A 23,599-nucleotide genomic window follows, 5' to 3' on the forward strand; every position below is an offset into this window, starting at 1 on the left:
AACCATCGCTCCTTCTCACACAAGAAGTATCCTTCTCGTTAGAGACCAGAACAATAGTACGTAAAAAACGCACCACCGTCCTCATCTCCCTTCCAAAATCACAATGTCAAAGAACAAAAGACATACCCGACCGGATCAAACCGGCCAAAGACCGAACCATCTTGTCGGGCAAACCGTGCGCCAGCTTTCGCCAGACACGGGCCGATCTATATATGGGGTGAAACACACCCTGTCAAGATCGATCCGTGCTTTTTCACACGGTGCGGCGCGAAGTGCTTTTAGCTTCAAGCGGTTAGCTCGTTGCCTCGGCGGTGCGCCGCGTCGGTGAGATGGGTTCTATTCAGATCACCCCGATCACGCAACCCCCTTTTTTCAAAAAACTGAAATTTTTAATCGGGGAAATAATAAATGTCGCAAAAACAGTGGTTTATGGAATCGAGCTTCATGCCCGCTTTCGATGCCCCCAGGCATGACCCGGCAAAAGGCCGGCGTTTTCCGCGGACAATGGCCAAGTTTGAATTTGCCGCGAGTCCCGAAAAACGGTAAGTCTATTGGCGGATCAGGGTGGCACCCCTGCCCGGTGGAAATACAATAAAGGCAGCAGTTTAAAGGCTCATGGCAGTTTCACAACGGCACCGCCGCACATCACAGGGCGATCAGACCGCATCGCCCTCCGCATCCCTGCCGCGCCGCATCCGGCGCTGGGTGGAGCAACCGTCCGCCGCCGCGCTAAGCGGGCTGGCAGGCGCGGGGCTCAGTGCACTGCTATTATGGCAAGGGCCCATGATGGCCGCGCACCCCGGAGCCGCGCTTGCGGCGAACACCCCTGAATCCACGCCAGCGAGCGCACGGCAATCGCAGCATCCGCCGCTTCTGGCTGGGGTAATGCCGCCCTGGCCACAGAATCACGCCGCCACCTCGGACATGCAGGCCGCCACAATGGCGGGTGAGCCCGTCCGGGAGTTGGGCGTGATGGCCCCTTTTAACAGCGCCGCCCCCGCACGTCATAATGGCGGGCAGATTATTGATGCGGCGGTACACACCGAATCCGCCACTCCGTCACTGGCGCAGCAACAACCGGGGGAAAGCCGTCAGCAGCTCAAATTGCGGCGCGGGGAGACCCTGTCCCGCCTGTTGCGCCGGGCCGGGGCGGAACCACGCTCCGCCGCCAGCGCCATACGCGCGCTCGCCGATGTGATTGACATGCGGCGCCTGAAATCGGGCCAACCGTTCGACGTGGTGCGGGATGCATCCGGCGCGCTGACCCGTGTGGAGATGCGGGCGGCGTTTGACCGGTTGGCCGTCGCGCGCCGCGTGGCGGATGCGCCGGATCGCTTCAAGGCGGAGGAAACCACCGTTCCCACCCTGACGCTGACGCGATTCGTGGAAGGCACCATTGAGAACAGTCTGTACTTGTCCGCGCGCGAGGCCGGGATGCCGGACCCGGTGATCGTGGACCTTATCCGCCTGATGAGCTTCGATGTGGACTTTCAGCGGGACATTCGCCGGGGGGATCGCTTCGCCATCTTTTTCGAGCGGCGCTATGCCCCCCGCTTCGGCGATGTGGAAAATGGCCATATTCTCATGGCACAGCTCAATATGGACAGGGCCAATCTGGAAGCCATCTGGTTCGACGATGGCGATGGCAATGGCGGCTATTTCGATCGTGAAGGCCGCTCCACCCGCAAGACACTGATGAAAACCCCGGTGGACGGCGCCCGGCTGTCTTCCCGGTTCGGCGCGCGCAAGCACCCGATTCTCGGCTATACCCGTATGCACAAGGGGGTGGATTTCGCCGCCCCGCGGGGCACGCCGATCATGGCCGCGGGCAATGGCGTGATCGAAATGTCCCGGCGCTATGGCGGGTTTGGCAATTATGTGCGGATTCGCCATGGCAATGCCTATAAGACGGCCTATGCCCATATGCAGAAATTCGGCCCCGGTATCCGCGAAGGGCGCCGGGTGGAACAGGGCGACATCATTGGCTATGTGGGCACCACCGGGCGCTCCACCGGGCCGCACCTGCATTACGAAATCCTGCGTGGCGGGCGGCAGGTGAACCCGCTCACCCTGAAGCTGCCCAATGGCAAGCGCCTTCAGGGAGAAACCCTGGCCAGGTTCATGACCCGGCGGGATCGCGTGCTGGCCACCGTTGACAGCCTCAGGGAAAGCCAGTTCGTTCGGGCGGCGGAGCTGCTGCCGCCGCTGGCACCTGAAAGGCCCGGCCTCGGCGCCCGGCTGGCGAGCGCCAATCCCGGCGCGAACAGCAATGATGGCGATGACCGTCACCTGGACATGGACTAGACGCATGAACAGTCACGCACACCATCACGGCCCGATCTCCGCGCCCGCCGGCAGCCGGTTCAGTCGGATAACCGGCACGGGGCTGGCGGCGGTTTTTCTGTCGCTGGGTCTTGCCCCTGTGGGCCACGCGCAAACACTGACGGCGCAAGGCATTGCGGAGTCGCTGCGCGCCTGTCAGGCCATTTCTGACGATACCCGTCGGCTGGCCTGCTTCGATGCCCTGGCCACTGATCGCCTGTCCGCGCCGCAGGCAAAGGCCGAAGCGCCGGGCACCCCTGCCAAGGGGGAGGCCGACACCCTGAAGGCGGAGCGGGACGCCCTGGCCGCGGAACGGCGCGCGCTGGAAGCCCGCAAGAAAGCGGAAAAAGCGGATCGCGAAAAGGCGCGGCGGGAACAGTTCGGCAAGGACGAGCCGGAACCCGACCGCGTTCAGGCCATCACCGCCACGATCAAAAAGGTGCGCACCCTGCGCACCGGCATGTTGGCGATTCTGCTGGATAACGGCCAGATATGGCTGCAAAGCGGCACCGCGAGCCCCGGCCCCGTGGATGCGGGCGAAACCGTCACCATCAAGGAAGGGGCCTTTGGCGGCCACATGATGCGGTTCGAGACCTCAGGCCGCGCCATCCGGGTGGACCGCCGCTCCTGACAGCCACCCTGATACCGCAAGGCCACAACAGGCCCGCGCCCCTTCCCCCCGATTCCGCTATAGGGAAACCGGGATCGGCACATTTCTGCCATTTTCACCCCTGTGGCATCAGGGCAACAGTCGCCGAATAATCATCGCCGCCAACTGGTGACGATTGAAACTTTGCTGTCATCAAGGAACACATATGTCTATCCGTAGGGGGCGGAATACCAGTTCCGCTATGCGATTACGCTTGGGAAGCAACAAAAATAGCTTGATCGGCAAAACCACCGAAAAGAGAGGAAACGCAGAGTGTCTGACGAATTGAAGACCTATCGTCGCTCCGCCCTCATGGGCAGCGCGGCCACCCTGCTCGCCAGCTTTGCGCTGGGCGTAGGGGCACCGGCGTCCGCACAAGATGCGGGCGGCGCAGAAGAAACCTTCGAGGAGCTGGAAGCCCTTGAAGAGATCGCGATCACCGGTTCGCGGATTGTCCGCCGGGACCTGACCGCACCCTCGCCCATCTCCACCATTGATGCGGCGGAATTCGAACTGTCGGGCGCCGTGAACGTGGAAAACGTTCTGGCCCGCCTGCCGCAGACCATTCCGGGCTTCGGCTCCGCATCCAACAACCCCGGTAACGGTACCGCCACGGTGAACCTGCGGGGCCTCGGCACCACCCGCACGCTGGTGCTGGTAAATGGCCGCCGCTGGGTGGCTGCCGATACCAGCGGTATCGTTGACCTGAACACCATTCCGCCGGCCCTGATCCAGCGCACCGAAATCGTGACCGGTGGTGCTTCCGCCATTTACGGGTCGGACGCTGTGGCCGGCGTTGTGAACTTCGTCCTGAAGGACAACTTCGAGGGCGCCGAGTTCTCCGGCCAGTATGACACCACCACCCGCGGGGACGCAGAGCGCTACACCCTGAACGGGACCGTGGGCGGCAACTTCGATGGTGGCCGCGGCAATGTGACCGCCTATTTCAACTACACCAAGCGGAAGCCGCTGTTCCAGGGTGACCGGGACTTCTCCACCTATGCACTGGCGGATGGCGACCCCAATGACACCAGCGAGCAGGACCCGGACTTCGGTGACGGCGCCGGTCTGGTGCGCGGCGGCTCTTCCGGTATTCCGGGCACCCGCGTCTTCGCGGGTCCGGGTGTTGACCAGGACGGCGACGGCGTTGCGGACTTCACGCTGGGTCGCTTCCTGTCCGACGGCACGGGCGCGCCCTTCACGTCCGATGACTTCTTCAACTATGCACCGGACAACTTCCTGCAACTGCCGCAGGAACGCTGGGAAATCCACACCAGCGCCAACTATCAGTTGACGGACGACATCCGCTTCTACAGTGAAGGCACCTTCACCAACACCCGCGTACCGCAGGAACTGGCGCCGACGCCGGCTTTCGTTGGCACGCTGGAAGTGAACCCGGATTCGCCCTTCTTCGGCAGCGGTGTTCAGGGTGCCCTTGACGGCATCCGTGAGGACACCAATGGCGACGGCGTGATCGACGGCGACGACAACGCCTTCCTGCCCTTCATTGGCCGCCGGATGGTGGAAGTAGGCTCCCGTCAGTCCCTGGACAGCCGCAATAGCTGGCGCGTTGTCACCGGGCTGGACGGTGAACTGGGCGAAGGCTGGACCTTCGACCTGTATTACCAGTTCGCCCGTATGGAGCAGACCAACGCCCTGAACAATGACGTGGCGGAATCCCGCTTCCGTCAGGCCATCATGGTAACGGACGACGGCCAATCCTGTCAGGACCCGAGCGGCGGTTGCGTACCGCTGAACATCTTCGGGCCCGGCAATATCACCGAAGAAGCGGCCAATTTCATCAATGTGGGCGCCGCCAACATCGTGAACTGGCAGCAACAGGTGGTGCAGGGCAGCGTATCCGGCACCCTGGGCGACTGGTTCGGCGCCGGTGACGTGGGCCTGGCTATCGGCTCCGAGTACCGCAGCCAGAGCGCCAGCTTCCGGCCTGACGAATTCCTGGCTGGCGGCGATGTTCTCGGCTTCAATGCGGGCCAGCCCACTCAGGGTCGCTTTGATGTCTATGAGATCTTCGGCGAGGTCGCCGTACCGCTGATCAGCGAACAGCCCGGCTTCCATTCCCTGGAGCTGACCGGCGCCGCTCGCTTCTCCGACTACAGCACGGCGGGTACGGTCTGGTCCTTCTCCAGCGGTCTGACCTGGGCGCCCGTGGAAGACCTGAGCTTCCGCGGCCAGTTCCAGCGGGCCGTGCGCGCGCCGAACGTGGAAGAACTGTTCGGTGGTCAGAGCCAGGGCTTCCCGCCTGCGCAGGACCCCTGCTCGGACGCGACCAGCAACCCGGATCAGGCCCTGATCGATATCTGTGAAGCATCCGGCGTTCCGGCCGGTCTTGTTGGGAACTTCCAGCAGGCCAACAGCCAGATCGAAGGTGTGTTCGGCGGCAACCCGGACCTGTTTGAAGAAGAATCCGACACCTGGACCGTCGGTGCCGTCTTCACGCCGTCCGCCATGCCGAACTTCTCGGCCAGCATCGACTATTACAACATCCAGATCGATGATGCCGTCGGCACTCTCGGTGGCGGTGTTCCCAACGTGCTGGACCTCTGCTTCAACCAGATTCAGGACCTCAACTCCCCGTTCTGTCAGGCGGTCAATCGCCGTGTGGATGGCAACGTGGACACGGTTGAAGTGCTGAACGCCAACATCGCGTCGCTGGAAACCGAAGGCATCGACCTGCAGTGGGACTATGCCCTCGATATGGATGGCGGCCTGTTCGATAATGGCGGCTCCACGCTGGACTTCGCCTTTGTTGGTACCTATGTGATCAACAACGACTTCCTGGGTGCGGTCTTCCCCGGCAACCCGGAACTGGAAAGCCCGGTGACCTGTGAAGGCAACTTCGGCAACACCTGTGGCCGCCCGGACCCTGAGTTCCGCTTCAACCTGCGGACCACCTATACCGAAGGTCCGTTCCAGGTTTCCGTGAACTGGGAATGGCTGGACAGCGTCAGCGACGACCGGATCGACAACACCGACGGCATCATGGCGGCTGACCTGCCGGTGCCGAGCGTGGGTAGCGAAAGCTACTTCGATCTGACCGCCCGCTATGACATCAACGAGATGTTCCAGCTTTCCGGCGGTGTTCAGAACCTGTTCGACAACAAGCCGGACTTCCTGGGCGATGCACAGCAGCAGGCCAATACGTTCCCGGAAACGTATGACCTGTTCGGCACCCGGGTCTTCGTCGGCGGTCGCGTACGCTTCTAAGCGCCCCGCATCGTTGCGAACCCAAAAAGAAAGGCGGCGGGCTTCGGCCCGTCGCCTTTTTCATTGCCCATGATTGGCCGGGTGATTGCCGCCGTAACCGCCCCTGAACATGGCGGGGTGGATCAGGCCCGCCTTTCCCCCGCATACAGCCAGCCGATCAGCAACCCCGCCCCGTTGCGAAAGGGGGTGATCGTTCCCCGCACGCCCGCCTGATCCAGCATCGCCACCAGAGCCTGGGCCGCGTCACCGTCCAACCCCGCTTGCTGTAGCTGTTCCATGCGTGCGCGTTCCGCCAGCATCCGGCGCCGCATGTCATGCCCCGCCTGACAGCGCACCTCCGGGCCCAGGTCCTGCCGGTTCAGCAGGGTTCCCACGGAATCGAACACCTGGCGGCTCAAACGCGGCAAGCCACCCGGATAACCCGCCTGATACCGCGTGCCCGCCGCTTCCAGCCGGGTCATGGCCGCCGCCCCCGGCGCTTCCAGAAATTCAAGCAGGCAGCCCACCACGCCGCCATCGGCCAGAAGGCCATCCAGTTCCTGAATCTGCGCCGTATTGGGGCGATAGACCACGCTGTCCACATGATGCAGCAACAGGGACAGACGGCCACCGGGGCGCAGCACCCGCGCCGCCTCCCGCGCTGCCGCCGCGCGGGGCGCATATTCGAACCCGAACTGGGACGTGACCAGATCGAACGCCCCGTCATCGAACGGCAACGCCGCCAGATCCACGCCGCCCATAAAGCGCACTTGCGCCCGGCCACCGGCGCCGCGCACATATCGGCCCGGATCTATGGCCGCCAGATCCACGCCGGTCAGCGCCGCGCGGCGCCCCGTTTCCGCCATGCGATCCGCCATGCGCAGCAGAACCGCGCCATTGCCCGTGGCCAGGTCCAACACCGCGCCATCCTTGGGCACCGCATCGGCCAGCGCCCGCCAGTGATCGTGAATAGCCGCCGCATCCGCCGGATCGCGGGCCGGGCAGCAACTGTCCAGCCGATCCGCCTGCCAATAGAGCGACCAGGCATCCCGCGGGTCCACCTTAGAGGCGCACATCGGCCCGCCCCCTTTCCAGGGCCGCCAGGAAGCCGTCCGCCCCGGCATCATCAAGCCAGCGCGGCACAAGACTGCCCCGATTGAGCGGCTGGCGAACCTGATGCGCGGAAAAGGTATCCCCCGCCTCTGCGGCCAGATGGTGAAAATCCAGCAAGCGGCCCGACCAGTCATGGCCAAGCGCATCCAGCAATGGCTGCAACGTTTTTCGGGGGTCCGTTACAAGGCTTTCATAGTCCAGCATGATCACATCCTTCGGCACATGGTCCGCGAAGCGTTCAAAAAGGCCGATCTGATGGCCCAGATCGCCGGGGGCGGCCAGATAGCCGTGCCCATCGGGAAAAACATGGCGGATCATGGACGCGGCCACCGCCTTGTGGCCCCGGCGCATCATCACAAGAACGGCTTCCGGGAACAGATGGCGGATCAGGTGCAATTGCCGGAAATTGTGGGGCATCTTGTCCGTGAACAGGGTGCAGCCCTGTGGCAGGCTGCGCGGCCAGTAGCGCCGCCGCGCCGTGAGGCGGTCCACCGCGCCCGCCTGTATCAAAGGGGCCAGATGGCCCATATGGAGCCGTTCGCCCAGGGCCGTGACACCGGGCAGGCAGGCCAGCATCCGTTCCAGCAGGGTGGTGCCGCTGCGGGGCAGCCCCATGATGAAAACAGGCCGCGCCGCGCCCGGCCACGCCGGTGCCGCATCCGCCCGCGCCAATGGGCCAAGCGCCGCCAGCGTGGCGGCGAGGCGGGTTTCCTCCGCCCGGCGATCATGGGTGCCGGAGCCGAGCGCCGCCTGCCCGGCCAGAAAATGGCGCAGCGCGGCAGCCGAATCATCCAGCCTCAAGCAGGCCCGACCCAGCGCCATGCGGCCATAGCCCCGCGCGTCCGCCCCCCAGACGGGTTCCGCCGCCTGAAGCGCCTGTCGCGCCGCCGCCAGATCCGCGGGCGGCAAATGGGGAATCATGTCGAAAAACAGCCGCACGGCCACCCGATCCCGCGGTGGTCGGGCCAGTATCGGCGCCGCCAGCGTCATGGCCTCACCCTCCCGCCCCGTGCGGGCCGCCGCGCTGGCCGCCATCCAGCGCACGCGCGCATGATCCGGCGCCTCCTCCAGCACGGCACGCGCCCGTGCCCTCACCCGGTCATTGTCCCGCGCCATATAGGCCAGGTCCACCAGTGCCTCCCGGTCCTGCGGGGTCGCCTCCGCGCGGGTCAGATACAGATAATATGCCTGTTCCGCCGCGCCGTGGGCCTGCATCCGCCCGGCAAGGCGCGCGGCCTCGCGGAAAAAAGCGGCATCCAGACCCGCGCGGGCGGCGGCCCGATCCAGCACGGTGCGCACCTGATCGGGGTCACGGGCCGTCAGCGCCGCCTTCCAGGCCAGTGCCAGCATATCCCGGCGATCCGCCACCGCGCGCGGCAGGCGCCCCAGCGCCTTCCAGACCCGATCCGGCCGCCACAGGGCCAGCAGGTCATGGGCGGCCCGCGCCAGGTCATCGGTATTGCTGGCCCGCCACAAGGCGGCATCACACGCCGCGAGCCGGTCACGGCGGGTCTGGTCTGCTGTCATGCTCGCCTCGGGCACGGCGCTTTCCTCTTTGCCATCCGGTGGCATGGAGCCTAGAACGGACACAGCATCGCAACAAGACGGTTCACGAACGCGCTGGCGGAGGCCCCATGCAATTTGCCCTGAACCCGCATCTGGATACGGACGCCCTGTCCCGCCAATACCGGGAAAGGCAACGGCTTCAGGTGCGCGATATCTTCACCACCGAGACGGCGGAGGCCATCACCCAGACACTGGAACATCAGGTGCCATGGGCCTTCGTGCATCAGGACGGCGACCGCGCCCGCTATTACCGGGCGGAGGAAATGGCCGCCATGAGCGCCGAGGATCAGCGCGCCCTGATGGCCCGGCTTTATGACGGCGCGCGCAAGGGCTATCAATTCGCCTATAACACCTATCCGATGCTGGATGCCTATCTGGAAAAGTGGCGGCAGGTGCCCTTGCTGGACCAGCTTCTGGAATTCATCAACAGCCCGGAAATGCTGGATTTCATACGGCGGCTCACAAGCCGCCCGGACATCATCAAGGGGGATGCGCAAGCCACCCGCTACGGCGCCGGCCAGTTTCTGAAAAAACACGATGACAGGCTGGACAGCGAATACCGCGTGGCGGCCTATGTGCTCAACTTCACCCGGCACTGGGAGCCGGACTGGGGCGGATTTCTGCAATTCTATGACCATGAGGGCGATATCGAGCAGGGCTTCCTGCCGCGCTTCAACGCGCTGAATATCTTCACCGTGCCGCAGGAGCATTCCGTCAGCCCGGTGGCCCATTATGTGCCCCACCAGCATCAGCGCTATGCCATCACCGGCTGGTTCCGTTATCGCTGATCGGGAACCGCGTCAAAAGGCGCGGTCATGCGCGGGCCGCCGCTGTCATAGCGCTGCGTGCCGTGCCACAGATAGCTTGGAAACAGCACCAGGCGGCCTTCTTGCGGCTTTTCCCAGCGGCGGATCATCTCCCGCTCCGGCCCCAGAACCAGATTGCTTTCGCCGAACTTGATCCAGCCCGCCTTGTCCGCCTCCCCGGCGCCCGGTTCGGGAACGGTGACGTAGAAAGCGGATGAAATCCAGCCTTCCGGGTGCACATGGTTGAAGTGATAGCCCCCCGGTGAAAGCCGTACCGACCAACTGCCGGAATAGCGGAAACGGCCCGTATTGCGCCGCAGCAGCGGGTGGCTGTCATCGCGGGGCATGGCATCCATATAGGATTGCACCGCCCGCCCGATCGCCCCCGCCAGCGCCTGAATCACAGGAACGGGGCGCGTGAACAGGCGGCCATGGGTCTGGGTGCCGCCGCGCAGGGTCTGGTCCAGCGGATTGTCCATGGTGGTGTGCATGGCATCCAGCGCGGCCCGCACATCGGCCATGAGGGCTTCAAGCGACTCGTACCCTTCCGGCGGCGTGATGTCATAGGCGGCCACGAAACGATCCGTATCGAACAGCCAGTCGGCCCGCGCATCCCCGGCGATCTGCCAGGCGAGGCCACGAAAGGCCCACATCTCCTGATCCTCCGGCAGCATGGCTTCCACCCGGTCCAGATGGTCATGCGCCCGGCCCAGATCGCCCATTTGCAGGGAAAGCTGGGCCGCATCCATGCGCAGGTCCCGGTCATCCGGGGTCTGGTGCACCGCCCGCGCGAAGATATCCTGCGCCGCCGCCGCTTCGCCGCGATCCGCAAGCAGCCGGGCCTGTCGCCGCAACAGGTTCGCCGTGGGGCCCACCGCCGCCAGCGCCGCATCAAGGGCGCGGGCGGCGTCATCCGGGCGGGCCGCCCGCTCCAGCGCCGCCACATGGGCCACCGCCAGCCCCTCATGATCCGGCGCCTGCTGGCGGGCCACTTCAAAGGACCGGGCGAACAATTCCTTCCGGCCCCGTTCCCAATACATCTTGTTCAGAACTTCATGGGCAGGCAGATAGGTGGGGTCGATCGCGATAGCGGTGCGATATTCCCGGTCGGCGCCCTCTATGTCGCCCGCATCATGCAGGGCATTGGCCAGATTATAGCGCACTTCCACCTGCCGGGGCGCCAGCCGGGCCGCCTGTTGCAACAGGGCCGTGGCCCGCGCCGGATCATCCTGCTGGCGCTTGACCACGCCCAGATTCTGAAGGGCCTTCACATGATCGGGCTTGATCCGAAGGGCCTGTTCATAGGCCCCCGCCGCGTCATCCAGCCGCCCGCCTTCACGCAGGCTGACCCCCCGCGCGGTGTGAAAACGCGGATCGTCCCCCTTGATGGCAATGGCGCGATCGAAGCGGTCCAGCGCGGCGGCGTGATCGTCCGCCCGTTGCAGGGCAAGCCCCCAATTATACCAGGCATCGGCAAGGCGCGGGCGGGCCTTTGTGGCGGCCTCGAAACAGGCGCTGGCACGGCTCAGCGCCCCCTGCGCCAGATACAGATTTCCCTGATTGTTGAGAATTTCCCCGTCGCCAGGCCGCGCGGCCAGGGCGGCGCGAAATGCGGCCTCCGCCTCCGTCAGCCGGTTCAGGCGGCGCAGGGCGATGGCGCGCAGGTGCAGCGCATCGCCCTGGCCGGGCGCCAGCGCAAGGCAGCGATCGAAACAGGCCAGCGCCTGGGCCGGATTGCCGCCCCTGAGCGCGGCGGACCCATCCATAAGGGCCGTGCGCGGGTCCTGCTGATGGCCACCCGGCTGAATCATCACGCACCCCCGGCGATGACATCAATCATGACCGTTCCACCGTGGCAGCGGCCGCATTGCGGAAACGCTGCACCTGAAAGCGGGAAGCGGCCCGCACCGTCTGCAACAGGGAAAATTCCCCCACCGGATGCACCAGGCAGTGCACCTCTCCATGCGGCGTGCGGATCACGTCCTCAACCCCGTCCTCGCGCGGCTCCAGAATCATAACGGTACCGGAATAAGGCTGCGCTTCCTGAACCAGGGCCACAATATCCAGACCGGAACCATCGGGCAGCTTTTCCGCCGTAATCACAACGTCCAGGCTGTCAGCGGCGATGATGTCCGCTGCTTCCGCACGGGTCTCCACCATTTTCAGATTGTACCAGGAGCCAAGCCGCCCCAGCAAACCACCAAACAGCCGAACCGGGGCCACCGCCAGCACATTGGGCCGGGTGGCGCGCACCACGTCTTCGAGCCGCCCGCCGAGCAGGCCGGTGCCGGACAGCTTCACCTCTTCGCCATCAATGCTGAAAAACGTGCCCATGGCGCTGAGAACGCTTCGCGTCAGGCCGCCAAGCGCGTCCGACTGCACCGGGCTGCCGAGTGAGAGATAATCCTGCGCCAGCAACCGGAAGGACCCGGCAGCCGTGCGGTTCACGTCGTCCCGGTCATCCGGCTCCACAAAGGTGGCGAACAGCCCCGCCAGCACCGGCGTGCCCCCCTCGCCGCGCACGGGCAGCAGGGTCACTTCCACATCCTTGTGACGATGCCCGAAGGAATAGCGCAGCAATGCCACGCTGCCCGCCTGTTTTCGGAAACAGAGAGACACCAGATCCCGATTCACCTCGGCGAAGGCTTCCGGCACGCCCGCGCCAATGGGGCGCCCTTCGAGATCGGGGCCCATTTCCGCCTCTGGCAGGCGCCCCACATCCGCCAGCCAGAAGTCCTCCGCCCCCGAATGGATGCAGAAACCCCGCTCCGCGAAAAGGTCGCCGAGGGCATCCCGAACCGCATCGAAAGCGGGCAGGTCCGCACCCCCGCCGTTTTCCGCAAGGCGTTGCCATGTTTGCAGGAATTCACGTGAAATGGCGTTGAGCATAAACCTTCCTTGACCCCCCGGAAAGATGCGCCGCCAGGGTGGGGAAAGTCAAGCAGTCGCCCCCCTTGTAACACCAATCGGGCCAACGCGCGGGTCCGGGCCTGTAATCCCTTTCGCGGCATCACGGACTTTCACGGGCAGTCACGCCAATGTGGCAAAAATGTTACGTCATCCGACATTTTATATTTAATGTATGCGCTTTCACATAATTTTCTGTGATTTCCGCAGCGCAGCACGACAAAACTAAAGTTTAGCCGGAAACACGGCCCTGAAACCATGGTCCTTCCATCAACCCCATCCCTCAAACAGGAGACATTCATGCCGAGTAGCCCTTCTCCCAGCCTAAGGCGCTGGCATTGTTTTCTCCGTCGCGGCACGGCTCTGGGCCTGACCGCGGCGGCCCTCGCCCCGATCGCCGTGACACCCGCCAGTATGGCGCAGGACGTGGCGGACGAGACCGTCATGGACCTGGAGGTGGAGGAAGTCACCGTCACCGGGTCCCGGATCAAGCGGCCCAACCTGTCCGCCCCCAACCCGGTGACCGTATTGGGCACCGAAGACATCACCCTGTCCGGTGACGTGAATGTGGTGGACATCGTCAACGACATCCCCGCGCTGCTCGGCTCCAACAACTCCACCGCCAATACGGCGGGCTTCGGCACGCTGGGCGCGGCCACGCTGAACCTGCGCAACCTGGGGGAGGAACGCACACTGGTGCTGGTGGACGGACGGCGCCATGTGGGCGGCGTGGCGGGTGAAGCCACGGTTGACGTGAACACCATCCCCCCTGCCCTGATCGAGCGGGTGGAAGTGCTGACCGGCGGCGCATCCGCCATTTACGGCGCGGATGCGGTTTCCGGCGTGGTCAACTTCATCAAGAAGGACGACTTCGAGGGCCTGGACGTACGGGGGCAGTATAACCTGTCCGACAATGGCGATGGCGGCATTTTCAATGTGAACGCCACCGCCGGCGCCAACCTGGCGGATGGTCGGGGCAATGTGACCTTCTCGGTGAACTATGCCAACCACCGCCCGCTGACACAGGGCGACCGTTTCCACACCCGCGGCGATCGCGTCGCGTCCGACTGGCCCAACCCGGCACTGCGCATTCAGCAGGATGATGTTTCCCAGTTCGGGCTGGATCGACTGCTGCTGGGCCAGAGCATTGACGGTTTCTGCGGCGACGGGGATTCCACGCTGGGCGACGCCAAGGGATCGCTCTGTGGCCGCATAGACGGGGCCCCCGCCCGCGCCGTTCTGCCCTTCCCGCGCTTTGCCGTATCCAATTATGGCAGCATCATCGGCGTGGACTTCCTGGGCGACGGCTTTCTGAGCTTCTTCCCCGATGAAGGCACCGTCAACAGCCTGGGGCTGGACCTGGGCGCCGATGGCCTAGTGTTCGATACCAATGGCAATGGCATTGAGGACTGTTTCGAAACAGCGGCGGGCACCCTGACCCAACGCTTCGGCGGCTTTGCCGGCTGCCATGTGATCGACGGGGTTGGAACCGGCGTGCGCCCGTTTGAGGACGGCCTGATCGCGGACAGCATCAACCAGTTCGGCGGTGATGGCACCAATAGCGGGCTGGACGGCGCCTTCATCGTGCCGAACGAGGAACGCATCGTCGTCAACAGTACCTTCAACTATCAGCTTACCGACAGCGTGCGCCTGTTCGCCGACATGAAATATGCCTATTCCGAGGTATTCGTGCAGGGCCCGTCGGTGAACTCCTTCTATGACAGCCTGCCCATTCGGATCGACAACCCCTTCATCCCGGACAATCTGCGGGAGGGGATCGAAACACTGGTCTCTGACAACCCGGACGTGTTCAATCTGGAAGATGTGACCGTTTTCATCGGGCGCGATCTGGTGGATTTTGGCCGCAACCGGGACACCTCCACCCGCGAGACCTTCCGATTCGTCGGGGGCTTTGACGGCCAGTTGGGCGACAGCACCTTCGATTATGAGTTTTCCTTCAATTATGGCCGCACCACCGCCGACACGCTGGATGAAAACGCCATTCTGATGGATCGCTTCTTTGCCGCGGCGGACGCCGTGGTGGACCCGGACACGGGCGAAACGGTGTGCCGCTCCTCCATCGAGACAGACGCCAACGGCAACCCGGTGGAGCCGGGCGCGGCCTTTTTGCCGAGCCGCGGCATCTTCCCCGGCTTCAACACGTTCGACCCGCTGGACGGAAGCTGCGTGCCGGTCAATCTGTTCGGCCTGGGCGGCCCCAGCGCCGAGGCGGTGGAATTCATCAGCACCGATCTGACACGCGAGCGTGAGATCGAGCAAACCGTGGTTTCCGGCTTCCTGACCGGGGACAGCAGCGACTGGTTCACCCTGCCCGGCGGCCCGGTGGGTGTTGCCATGGGCGGTGAATACCGCCGCGAATCCAGTTCCTTCGACGCGGGCGTGGCGGAAGAAAACGGCCTTGTTTTCGACCCGCGCACCACCGTTTCGGACCTGGCGGGCAAGTTCGACGTATGGGAGGTGTTCGGGGAAGTGAATCTGCCGCTTCTGTCCGGCGTCACCTTTGCGGAAGAACTGAGCCTGGATGCCGCTGTGCGTTACGGCGATTATTCCACCATTGGCGGGGCCACGACCTGGAAGGTGGGCGGCACCTGGGCGCCGATCAATGACATTCGCTTCCGCGGCACCTTCTCCCAGACCATTCGCGCACCCAATATCTCTGAACTGTTCAGCCCGCTCACCGGCGCCACCGCGCGCCCGGTGGACCCGTGCGATGCCGGACAGATCGATCAGGGCAGCGAATTCCGCGAGGCGAACTGCCGTGCCGAGGGCATCCCCGAAGGCTTCACCGATCCGTTGACAGCCCGGATTTCCGGCTTCACCGGCGGCAATATGGAACTGATTGAGGAAACCGCCGACACCCTGACACTGGGCGTTGTCCTGCAACCCGGCTTCATTCCCGGCCTGACCATCACCGCGGACTTCTATGACATCGAAATCAAGGATGCCATTCAGGCGGTGGATGTGCAGGAAATCGTCAATGCCTGCTATGATCTGGAACAGTTCCCCAACGCCTTCTGCGGGCAGATCACGCGGGACGACGAACCCGGCTCCCCCACCTTCAACGGCCTGACCAGCTTCGTCAGCTCCGAGCTGAACTTCGCGGCGCTGGAAACCCGTGGGGTGGATTATGAGCTGTCCTATGCCTTCGCACTGGGCGAGATCGACAACGCCATGGACCAGTGGGGCGACATCATGCTCCGCGTTCAGGGCACCTGGGTGGACCAGCTTCAACGGCGGGAAGATCCCACCAACCCGGATCTGATCAACCCGGAACTTCAGGAAGGGGGCCAGCCCAAACATGCCTTCAACATTGATGCACGCTGGCTCTATAACGACCTGACCCTGAACTGGCAGGCTCGCTTCGTGGGCAATGTTCTGGAAATCACGCCGCGCGTTCAAAAGGAAAATGCGGACAACTTCCTGAATGCCTTTGCCGGCACCAAATGGCGGCACGACCTGTCCGGCACCTATCGCATGTCCGAAGACCTGCAACTCTATGCCGGTGTGAACAATGTGTTCGATGCCAAACCGATCCTGTCGCAGGTCAGCTTCCCGGTGGGGCTGATGGGGCGCCAGTTCTTCTTTGGCATAGACGCCTCTTTCTAAAGAAAAGCCTTGGCGCTCAGCGCCAAGGCTCTATTTGCCGCTCACGCCTGAGCGCTGCGCGCTACGGCTCCGCGAGGGCGCCGCAGGGGCGGCGGGCCACGGTCGTGGCCTCCGCTCATCCCGCGCAGTGGCGGGATGGCGGTAGAGGCGACGCTGGTGCGGGTGGCGGGGCGCGGTCGTGGTTTACCGCTCACGCCTGAGCGCTACGCGCTGCGGCTCCGCGAGGGCGCCGCATTGGCGGCGGGCCACGGTCGTGGCCTCCGCTCATCCCGCGCAGTGGCGGGATGGCGGTAGAGGCAACGCCGTGGCGCGCGGGATGCCTAGCGCCATCCATGAAAAAAGCCCGGCGTGTCATGCACACGCCGGGCACTTTTCTGGCATATCCGCTGCGGTGGGTCAGGCGGCGGCGGTCTCATCCTCCGCGTGCTCCGGCGTCAGAATCAGGCTGTCATCGCCTTTGGTGATCCGCACCCGGTCGCCACCCTTCACATCACCGGCCAGGATCAGTTCGGCCAGCGGGTCCTGCACATAGGTCTGCACCGCCCGCTTCAGGGGCCGGGCGCCATAAACCGGATCATAGCCCTTGTTCGCCAGCCATTGCCGGGCCTCTTCATCCAGCGACAGAACGATCTTGCGGTCATCCAGCAGTTTCTGCACGCGGGCCAACTGGATATCCACAATATCCGCCATATGGCGACGCTCCAGACGGTGGAACAGGATGATCTCGTCCAACCGGTTCAGGAATTCAGGACGGAACGCGCCGCGCACCACTTCCATCACGCCATCGCGCACGGTTTCCACCGGTTCCCCTTCCTTCAGTTCGGCGATCAACTGACTGCCCAGATTGGATGTCAGAATGATGATGGTGTTGGTGAAATCCACCGTGCGCCCCTGACCGTCGGTCAACCGGCCATCATCCAGCACCTGAAGAAGCACGTTGAACACGTCCGGGTGGGCTTTTTCCACCTCGTCGAACAACACCACCTGATAGGGCCGACGCCGTACCGCCTCGGTCAGCACACCGCCTTCGTCATAGCCCACATAGCCAGGAGGCGCCCCGATCAGCCGGGACACGGAATGCTTCTCCATGAATTCGGACATGTCGATCCGCTGAATCGCCTGATCATCATTGAACAGGAAATCGGCCAGGCTCTTGGTCAGTTCCGTCTTGCCCACGCCCGTGGGGCCAAGGAACAGGAAACTGCCCATCGGGCGGTGCGGGTCCTGCAAGCCGGCGCGTGCCCGGCGAATGGACTGGGACACCGACTTCAGCGCCGAGTCCTGCCCGATCACACGGCGGGACAGCGCCGTTTCCATGCGCAGCAGCTTGTCCCGTTCGCCTTCCAGCATCTTATCCACCGGCACACCGGTCCAGCGGGAGACCACGGAGGCGATATCCTCGTCCGTCACCTCTTCCCGCAACAGGCTGTTGCCCGCTTTCACATCAGCGGCTTCATCGGCTTCGGCCCCGGCAATGCGCCGTTCCAGATCGGGAATGACCCCGTGCTGAAGTTCGCCCGCGCGGGAATAATCGCCGTCCCGCTGGGCCTGCTCCAACTGGATGCGGGCCTGCTCAAGCTGCGTTTTCAAGTCCTTCTCGCCAGCGATGCGGTCTTTCTCCCGCTGCCAGCGGGCCGTAAGCTCGCCGGACTTCTGCTCCAGATCGGCCAGTTCCTTTTCCAGTTCCTCAAGCCGCGTGCGGGAGCCTTCGTCCTTTTCCTTTTTCAGCGCCTCCCGCTCGATCTTGAGCTGGATGATGCGCCGGTCCAGTTCGTCGATCTCCTCCGGCTTGCTTTCCGTCTCCATGCGCAGGCGGCTGGCCGCCTCGTCCATCAGGTCGATGGCCTTGTCCGGCAGAAAGCGATCGGTGATATAGCGGTTGGACAGGGTCGCGGCGCCCACAATGGCGGCATCGGTGATCCTGACCGCATGGTGCAACTCATATTTTTCCTTCAGCCCGCGCAGGATGGAAATGGTGTCCTCCACCGTGGGTTCCTGCACGAAAACCGGCTGGAAGCGCCGCTCCAGCGCCGCATCCTTTTCCACATGCTTCTGATATTCCTTCAGCGTGGTGGCGCCGATACAGTGCAATTCCCCACGCGCCAGCGCCGGTTTCAGCAGGTTGGAGGCATCCATGGCACCATCCGACTTGCCCGCGCCCACAAGGGTGTGCATCTCGTCGATGAACAGGATGATATTGCCATCGGAATGGGTCACTTCCTGCAAGACGGCTTTCAGCCGCTCTTCGAACTCGCCGCGATACTTGGCCCCGGCGATCAGGGCGCCCATGTCCAGGGACATCAGCTTCTTGTCGGTCAGGCTGTCGGGCACATCGCCATTGGCGATCCTGAGCGCCAGACCCTCGGCGATGGCGGTCTTGCCCACGCCCGGTTCGCCGATCAACACCGGGTTGTTCTTGGTGCGCCGGGACAGAACCTGAATCGTGCGGCGGATTTCCTCGTCCCTGCCAATCACCGGGTCCAGCTTGCCATCCCGCGCCCGCTCGGTCAGGTCGGTGGCATATTTCTTCAGCGCGTCATAGCTGTCTTCCGCGCTGGCGCTGTCGGCGGTGCGGCCCTGCCGCAAGGCCTCGATCGCCTTGTTCAGGTTTTGCGCGGTCACACCCGCATTCATCAGGATTTTGCCGCTTTCCACCTTGGGCGTCAGCAACAGGGCCAGCAGAATGCGCTCCACGGTGACAAAGCTGTCCCCCGCCTTTTCGGACAATTCCTCCGACTTGGCGAAAAGCTGCGCGGTCAAGGGGTCCAGGCTCAACTGCCCGGCACCGCTGCCTTCCACCTTGGGCAGCTTGGCCAGCGCCTCTTCCACGCCCTTGATGACCAGTTCAGGCTGGCCACCCGCCTTGCGGATCAGATTGGCCGCCAGCCCTTCCTTGTCGTCCAGCAGCACCTTGTGCAGGTGCTCCGGCGTCAGGCGCTGATGATTTTCCCGCAAAGCCAGCGATTGCGCGTTCTGAATGAACCCGCGCGCACGTTCCGTATAACGTTCGATATCCATGTGTCTTCAACCCCACATTGGCGGCGCCCGCCCTTATGCTTCAAGCGACGGTGGCCGGGTTTCACAAACAGGCACCCCGAACGGGCATACCCTTTCTGCATATGTGGGGAGGTTTTCCCGTTTCGCAAGAATGGCACCCGGCCATAAGAAAAAGGCACGCCCCCTTGCAAAGGCGTGCCTGAAACCATGTGCTGGCGCGGTCAACCGGAAAGGGCGGCCGATTGGGCGGATCAGATCAGGCGGCGTTATCCGCCTGATCCTTGCCGGATTGCCCATCGCTATCCGCCGCACCGTCCGCGTCCTCGCTCTTGCGGCGGCGCGGGCCCGGCTTGCGGCCACGACGGGCGGGTTTCGGCTTGTCCGCTTCACCGCCATCACCCTGTTCGGGCGCCTCTTCCCCGGCGCGCGGATCACGGTCTCCATTGGCGCGGCGCGGATCGTGGGAATGATCCATCGGCGCGCCCGCATCGCCCTGCTCGGCGCCATTGGCGGGCGAAACCGCATCGCCGCCATCCTTGCGGTTGCCCCCATCACCGCGGCGGGGGCGGGGTTGCTGATCCCTGGGCTGCTGATCCCGCGGTTGCTGATCCCTGGGTTGCGGGTCTTTGGCGGGGCCTTTGACCTCATTCAGAATGCGCTGATAGTGGTCGGCAAACTGATAATAATATTCCGCCTTCACCCGATCGCCCTCCTGAAGGGCGTCGCGCGCAGCATTGTTGTATTTCTCGATCTGCTGCTTGGGGTTACCACGCACCTTGGGGCCTCCGGTCTGGTTGCCCCGTTGGTTCATGGGCTTGCGATTCTGCGGGCGGCCGCGCGGTTTCCGCGCATTCTGTCCTTGCTTCATAGGAAAACAAAACCAGTCATTATATGGGTTTAACACGGTGGCACCCACGCCCTGACACATCCTTCGCCCAGCCACAAAGGCCGGGAGATGTCTCGCCAGGAGAGTGTTTGCTCAATTGGCAAACAGCAGATTTATCGCTGTTTTCCCAAGAACCGGCGCGTCGCTTTCAATAAAGTCTGCGGCAAATTGGCCACACCAGCGCCGATGAACGCTAGATCGCTTGCGCGGTATCGAGCGTGCCACGATGCAACGATCCTATCCTGCCTGAATGCGCTTGCAAAGGAAAAAGTGGCCACGCCATCGCGCTTTTCTGGCACGTGCCGCGCCAAAAAGCATCAAAAACGGGCACATACCACCCGGTCGATGCCGCCAAGGTCGGGAATACGGGCCGTGTCCGTGGCCCCCGCCCCGGCGAACAGCGCCGCCACCGGCCCCGCCTGATCGACCCCCACCTCCACAGCCAGCAGACCGGACGGCGCCAGCAGGCCGGGGGCACCCTGGGCCAGTTGCCGGTAGAAGGACAGCCCGTCCGGCCCGCCGTCCAGCGCGCTTCGGGGTTCAAAATCCCGCACATCGCGCATCAGACCCGCAAGAGCCGGGGTTTCAATATAAGGCGGGTTGGACAGCACCAGCGCATATCCACCCGCCGGGCGCGCCGTTTCAAGCGGGGCAAGGCCATCGCCTTCCAGCCAGCGTGCCCGATCCGCCAGGCCCAGCCGCGCGCCATTATCCGCAGCCACCGTCAGCGCGGCGCCGCTGATATCGCTGCCCACACCGGAAAGCCCTGGCCGCGCGGCCAGCACCGACAGCAGCAGGCAGCCGCTTCCGGTGCCCATATCCGCGATGGTGCCCTCGGCCCCCATGGGCAGATGGTCCAGCGCCATGCGCACAAGGGTCTCGCTGTCCGGGCGCGGAATCAGGGTATCCGGGGTCACGCGGAAGTCGTGTTCGTAGAACGCCTTGAAACCGGTCAGATAGGCCACCGGCTCCCCCTTCGCCCGGCGGGCCAGCAGCGCCTCGTATTCGGAAAGGCGGGGGGCGTGCAGCGGGTCATCCGCCGCCAGTTCCAGCATTCGCCCGTCCCGGCCCAGAACATGGCCCAGCAACAGCCGGGCCTCGGCGCGCGGCTGATCGATCCCGGTGGTTTTCAGGCGCGCCGTCCCCAGCTTGAGCAGGCCGCGCACCGTGGTCAAAAGCCGCGCTCCATCTCCGCCAGCTTCTCGGCCTGCTCCTCGGCCATCAGGGCATCCGTGATCTCGGACAATGCCTCCCCCGCCAGCACCTGTTCCAGCTTGTGCAGGGTCAGGTTGATGCGGTGATCGGTCACGCGGCCCTGCGGGAAATTATAGGTGCGGATACGTTCCGACCGATCGCCGGACCCCACCTGGCTGCGGCGGCTCTCGGCCCGTTCGCTGGCCATTTTCTCACGCTCCTGCTCATAGAGCTTGGCGCGCAGCACCTGCATGGCCTTTTCCCGGTTGCGGTGCTGGGATTTTTCCTGGCTGGTCACCACGATCCCGGTGGGCAGGTGGGTGATGCGCACAGCGGAATCGGTCTTGTTCACATGCTGACCGCCCGCCCCGCTGGATCGATAGGTGTCCACCCGGATATCCTGCTCATCGATGGTGATGTCCACGTCCTCGGCTTCCGGCAGCACGGCCACGGTGGCGGCGCTGGTGTGAATACGGCCACCGGATTCGGTTTCCGGCACCCTTTGCACCCGGTGCACGCCGGATTCGAATTTCAGTTTGGCGAACACGCCCTTGCCCGCCACTCGCACGGTCACTTCCTTGAAGCCGCCCACTTCGGACGGCGTATCTGACAGCATTTCCAGCGACCAGCCCTGCAAGCTGGCAAAGCGCTCATACATGCGCAGCAGATCGCCCGCGAACAGCGCCGCCTCGTCCCCGCCGGTGCCGGCGCGAATCTCCAGAATGGCGGAGCGTTCGTCCATGGCATCCCTGGGCAGCAGGGCCAGGGCCAGCGCCTCTTCCCTTGCGGGCAGGACTTCCTTCAGGTCGTAATATTCCTCGCTCGCCATGGCGCGCATGTCCGGGTCGTCGGCGCTGGTCATCATCTCTTCAAGATCTGCCAGTTCCCGGCGCCCCGCCACCAGGGCGCGGGCCTCGTCCACCACCGGCCCCAGGTCCGAATACTCCTTGGACAGATCAGCGAATTCCCGGTTGGAGAAATCATCGGGCCGGGTCAGCGCATCTTCCAGATAGGCATATCGGTCCAGCAGTTGAGATATGCGGGCATCGGTGATCATGCCACCCCTCCGGCCCGCTGATCCCCGCCGTCGCCCAGCCGCTCCGCGATCTCGACCAGCGGCAGGGTTTCCTGCGTGCCGCTGGCCAAGTCCTTCAGCGACACCTGCCCCGCATCCCGTTCGTTCGAGCCGATGATGGCCGCATAGCGCGCACCCGCCCGGTTCGCCCGATTAAGCCGCTTGCCCATATTGCCCGACCGGTCGGATGTGACCACAAGGCCCAGATCGCGCAGCGTCTCCGCCACCTGAACGCCGTAAGCCTGGCTGTCATCATCCATGGGCATCACCACGGCGCGCACGGCCTGATCCGACCCGTCCTCCAGCATCAGGGCCAGCCGCTCCATACCGGCGGCCCAGCCGATACCGGGCACATCCGGCCCGCCAAGCTGCTTCACCAGCCCGTCATAACGCCCGCCGCCCAGCACGGTGCCCTGCGCGCCCAATGTGTCGGTCACGAATTCAAAGGCCGTGTGGGTGTAATAATCCATGCCGCGCACAAGGTGCGGGTCCAGTTCATAGGGCACACCCGCCGCCGTCAGCCCCGCCGTGACCCGATCGAAAAAGGCGCGGCTGTGGTCATTCAGGCTGTCCGCCAGCCGGGGGGCATCCGCCAGAAGCGCGCGGTCCCCCTCGTCCTTGCTGTCCAGAATGCGCAGGGGGTTGCTGTCCAGTCGGCGCTGGCTGTCCGGGGAAAGCGCATCCCGGTGCCGGGCAAGATAGGCCACCAGCGCTTCCCGATAGGTGCGCCGGCTGTCATGGTCGCCCAGGGTGTTCAAATGCAGCGTGACCGCATCCCCCAGGCCCAGCGCCTTCAGAAAGCGCCACGCCATGACGATCATGTCCACGTCCGCCATGGGGTCATGGTCGCCGATCAGTTCCGCATTGACCTGATGAAACTGGCGATAACGCCCCTTTTGGGGCCGTTCATAACGAAAGGCCGGGCCGCTGCTCATCAGTCGCTGCGGCAGGGATTGCTGCATCCCCCCGGAAATGAAGGCACGGCAGACCCCGGCGGTGAATTCGGGCCGCAGGGTCAGGCCCGCGCCGCCACGGTCCTCGAAGGTGTACATTTCCTTGGAGACAATATCGGAACTTTCGCCGAGCGGGCGGGCGAACACCTCCGTGAATTCGAAGATCGGGGTGGTCAGTTCCTCAAAGCCATACAGATGGCCGGCCTCGCGGAATGCCTCTTCAACACGGCGCATCCGGCGCGCCTCGTCCCCCACAATATCGCGCGTGCCCCGCGCTGGCTGCAATTTGCCCACCGG

General features: G+C 64.2%; 14 protein-coding genes. 5 read left to right on the forward strand and 9 right to left on the reverse strand.

Annotated features, from left to right (window positions below):
• Nucleotides 1-972: 972 nt before the first annotated feature.
• From WGH93_RS11525 to WGH93_RS11535, 3 genes are all read left to right on the forward strand, one after another.
• Nucleotides 973-2,304: a M23 family metallopeptidase gene (locus WGH93_RS11525; protein ID WP_374765043.1), complete on the forward strand. Its 1,332-nt coding sequence runs from the start codon at nt 973-975 to the stop codon at nt 2,302-2,304.
• A 4-nt stretch (nt 2,305-2,308) separates the two neighbouring features.
• A complete protein-coding gene (locus WGH93_RS11530; protein WP_374765044.1) occupies nt 2,309-2,953 on the forward strand; it encodes a hypothetical protein in 645 nt (214 codons plus the stop codon).
• A 291-nt stretch (nt 2,954-3,244) separates the two neighbouring features.
• Nucleotides 3,245-6,199, forward strand: coding sequence for a TonB-dependent receptor plug domain-containing protein (locus WGH93_RS11535; RefSeq protein ID WP_374765045.1), 2,955 nt, complete (start codon nt 3,245-3,247; stop codon nt 6,197-6,199).
• Between the two features lie 122 nt (nt 6,200-6,321).
• On the opposite strand, the gene WGH93_RS11540 is transcribed toward WGH93_RS11535, so the two are convergent.
• Together WGH93_RS11540 and WGH93_RS11545 are read right to left on the reverse strand one after the other, a co-directional pair.
• Nucleotides 6,322-7,254, reverse strand: coding sequence for a class I SAM-dependent methyltransferase (locus WGH93_RS11540; RefSeq protein WP_374765046.1), 933 nt, complete (start codon nt 7,252-7,254; stop codon nt 6,322-6,324).
• Nucleotides 7,241-8,818 carry a sulfotransferase gene (locus WGH93_RS11545; RefSeq protein WP_374765047.1) on the reverse strand — a complete coding sequence of 526 codons (1,578 nt, stop codon included), beginning with the start codon at nt 8,816-8,818 and terminating at the stop codon, nt 7,241-7,243. The genes WGH93_RS11540 and WGH93_RS11545 overlap by 14 nt, the downstream gene beginning before the upstream one ends.
• A gap of 107 nt (nt 8,819-8,925) precedes the next feature.
• Between WGH93_RS11545 and WGH93_RS11550 the strand changes: the two genes are divergently transcribed.
• Nucleotides 8,926-9,645, forward strand: coding sequence for a 2OG-Fe(II) oxygenase (locus tag WGH93_RS11550; RefSeq protein ID WP_374765048.1), 720 nt, complete (start codon nt 8,926-8,928; stop codon nt 9,643-9,645).
• On the opposite strand, the gene WGH93_RS11555 is transcribed toward WGH93_RS11550, so the two are convergent.
• Nucleotides 9,636-11,474: a tetratricopeptide repeat protein gene (locus tag WGH93_RS11555; protein WP_374765049.1), complete on the reverse strand. Its 1,839-nt coding sequence runs from the start codon at nt 11,472-11,474 to the stop codon at nt 9,636-9,638. The genes WGH93_RS11550 and WGH93_RS11555 overlap by 10 nt on opposite strands.
• A gap of 25 nt (nt 11,475-11,499) precedes the next feature.
• The gene (locus WGH93_RS11560; protein WP_374765050.1) at nt 11,500-12,552 is read right to left on the reverse strand and encodes a hypothetical protein; all 1,053 of its coding nucleotides are present in this window, start codon (nt 12,550-12,552) and stop codon (nt 11,500-11,502) included.
• 318 nt (nt 12,553-12,870) lie between these two features.
• Here WGH93_RS11560 and WGH93_RS11565 point away from each other — a divergent pair, with 318 nt between their 5' ends.
• Nucleotides 12,871-16,197, forward strand: a complete 3,327-nt coding sequence (locus WGH93_RS11565; protein ID WP_374765051.1) for a TonB-dependent receptor domain-containing protein — start codon at nt 12,871-12,873, stop codon at nt 16,195-16,197.
• A gap of 396 nt (nt 16,198-16,593) precedes the next feature.
• Here the strand turns inward: WGH93_RS11565 and clpB are convergent, their stop codons facing one another.
• The 5 genes from clpB to hisS form a co-directional block, all read right to left on the reverse strand.
• Nucleotides 16,594-19,215: an ATP-dependent chaperone ClpB gene (clpB, locus tag WGH93_RS11570; protein WP_374765052.1), complete on the reverse strand. Its 2,622-nt coding sequence runs from the start codon at nt 19,213-19,215 to the stop codon at nt 16,594-16,596.
• A 235-nt stretch (nt 19,216-19,450) separates the two neighbouring features.
• Nucleotides 19,451-20,122 (reverse strand): DUF4167 domain-containing protein, encoded by a 672-nt coding sequence (locus WGH93_RS11575; RefSeq protein WP_374765053.1) that lies wholly within the window; start codon nt 20,120-20,122, stop codon nt 19,451-19,453.
• Between the two features lie 275 nt (nt 20,123-20,397).
• Nucleotides 20,398-21,246 (reverse strand): peptide chain release factor N(5)-glutamine methyltransferase, encoded by an 849-nt coding sequence (gene prmC, locus WGH93_RS11580; protein ID WP_374765163.1) that lies wholly within the window; start codon nt 21,244-21,246, stop codon nt 20,398-20,400.
• A 5-nt stretch (nt 21,247-21,251) separates the two neighbouring features.
• Complete coding sequence (prfA, locus tag WGH93_RS11585) at nt 21,252-22,331, reverse strand: peptide chain release factor 1 (protein ID WP_374765054.1); 1,080 nt, start codon at nt 22,329-22,331, stop codon at nt 21,252-21,254.
• Nucleotides 22,328-23,596 (reverse strand): histidine--tRNA ligase, encoded by a 1,269-nt coding sequence (gene hisS / locus WGH93_RS11590; protein WP_374765055.1) that lies wholly within the window; start codon nt 23,594-23,596, stop codon nt 22,328-22,330. Before hisS ends, prfA begins: the two co-directional genes overlap by 4 nt.
• Nucleotides 23,597-23,599: the final 3 nt, after the last annotated feature.

Origin of the sequence: Yunchengibacter salinarum (assembly GCF_037658235.1) — a bacterium.
Lineage (GTDB): Bacteria > Pseudomonadota > Alphaproteobacteria > Sphingomonadales > Kordiimonadaceae > Yunchengibacter > Yunchengibacter salinarum.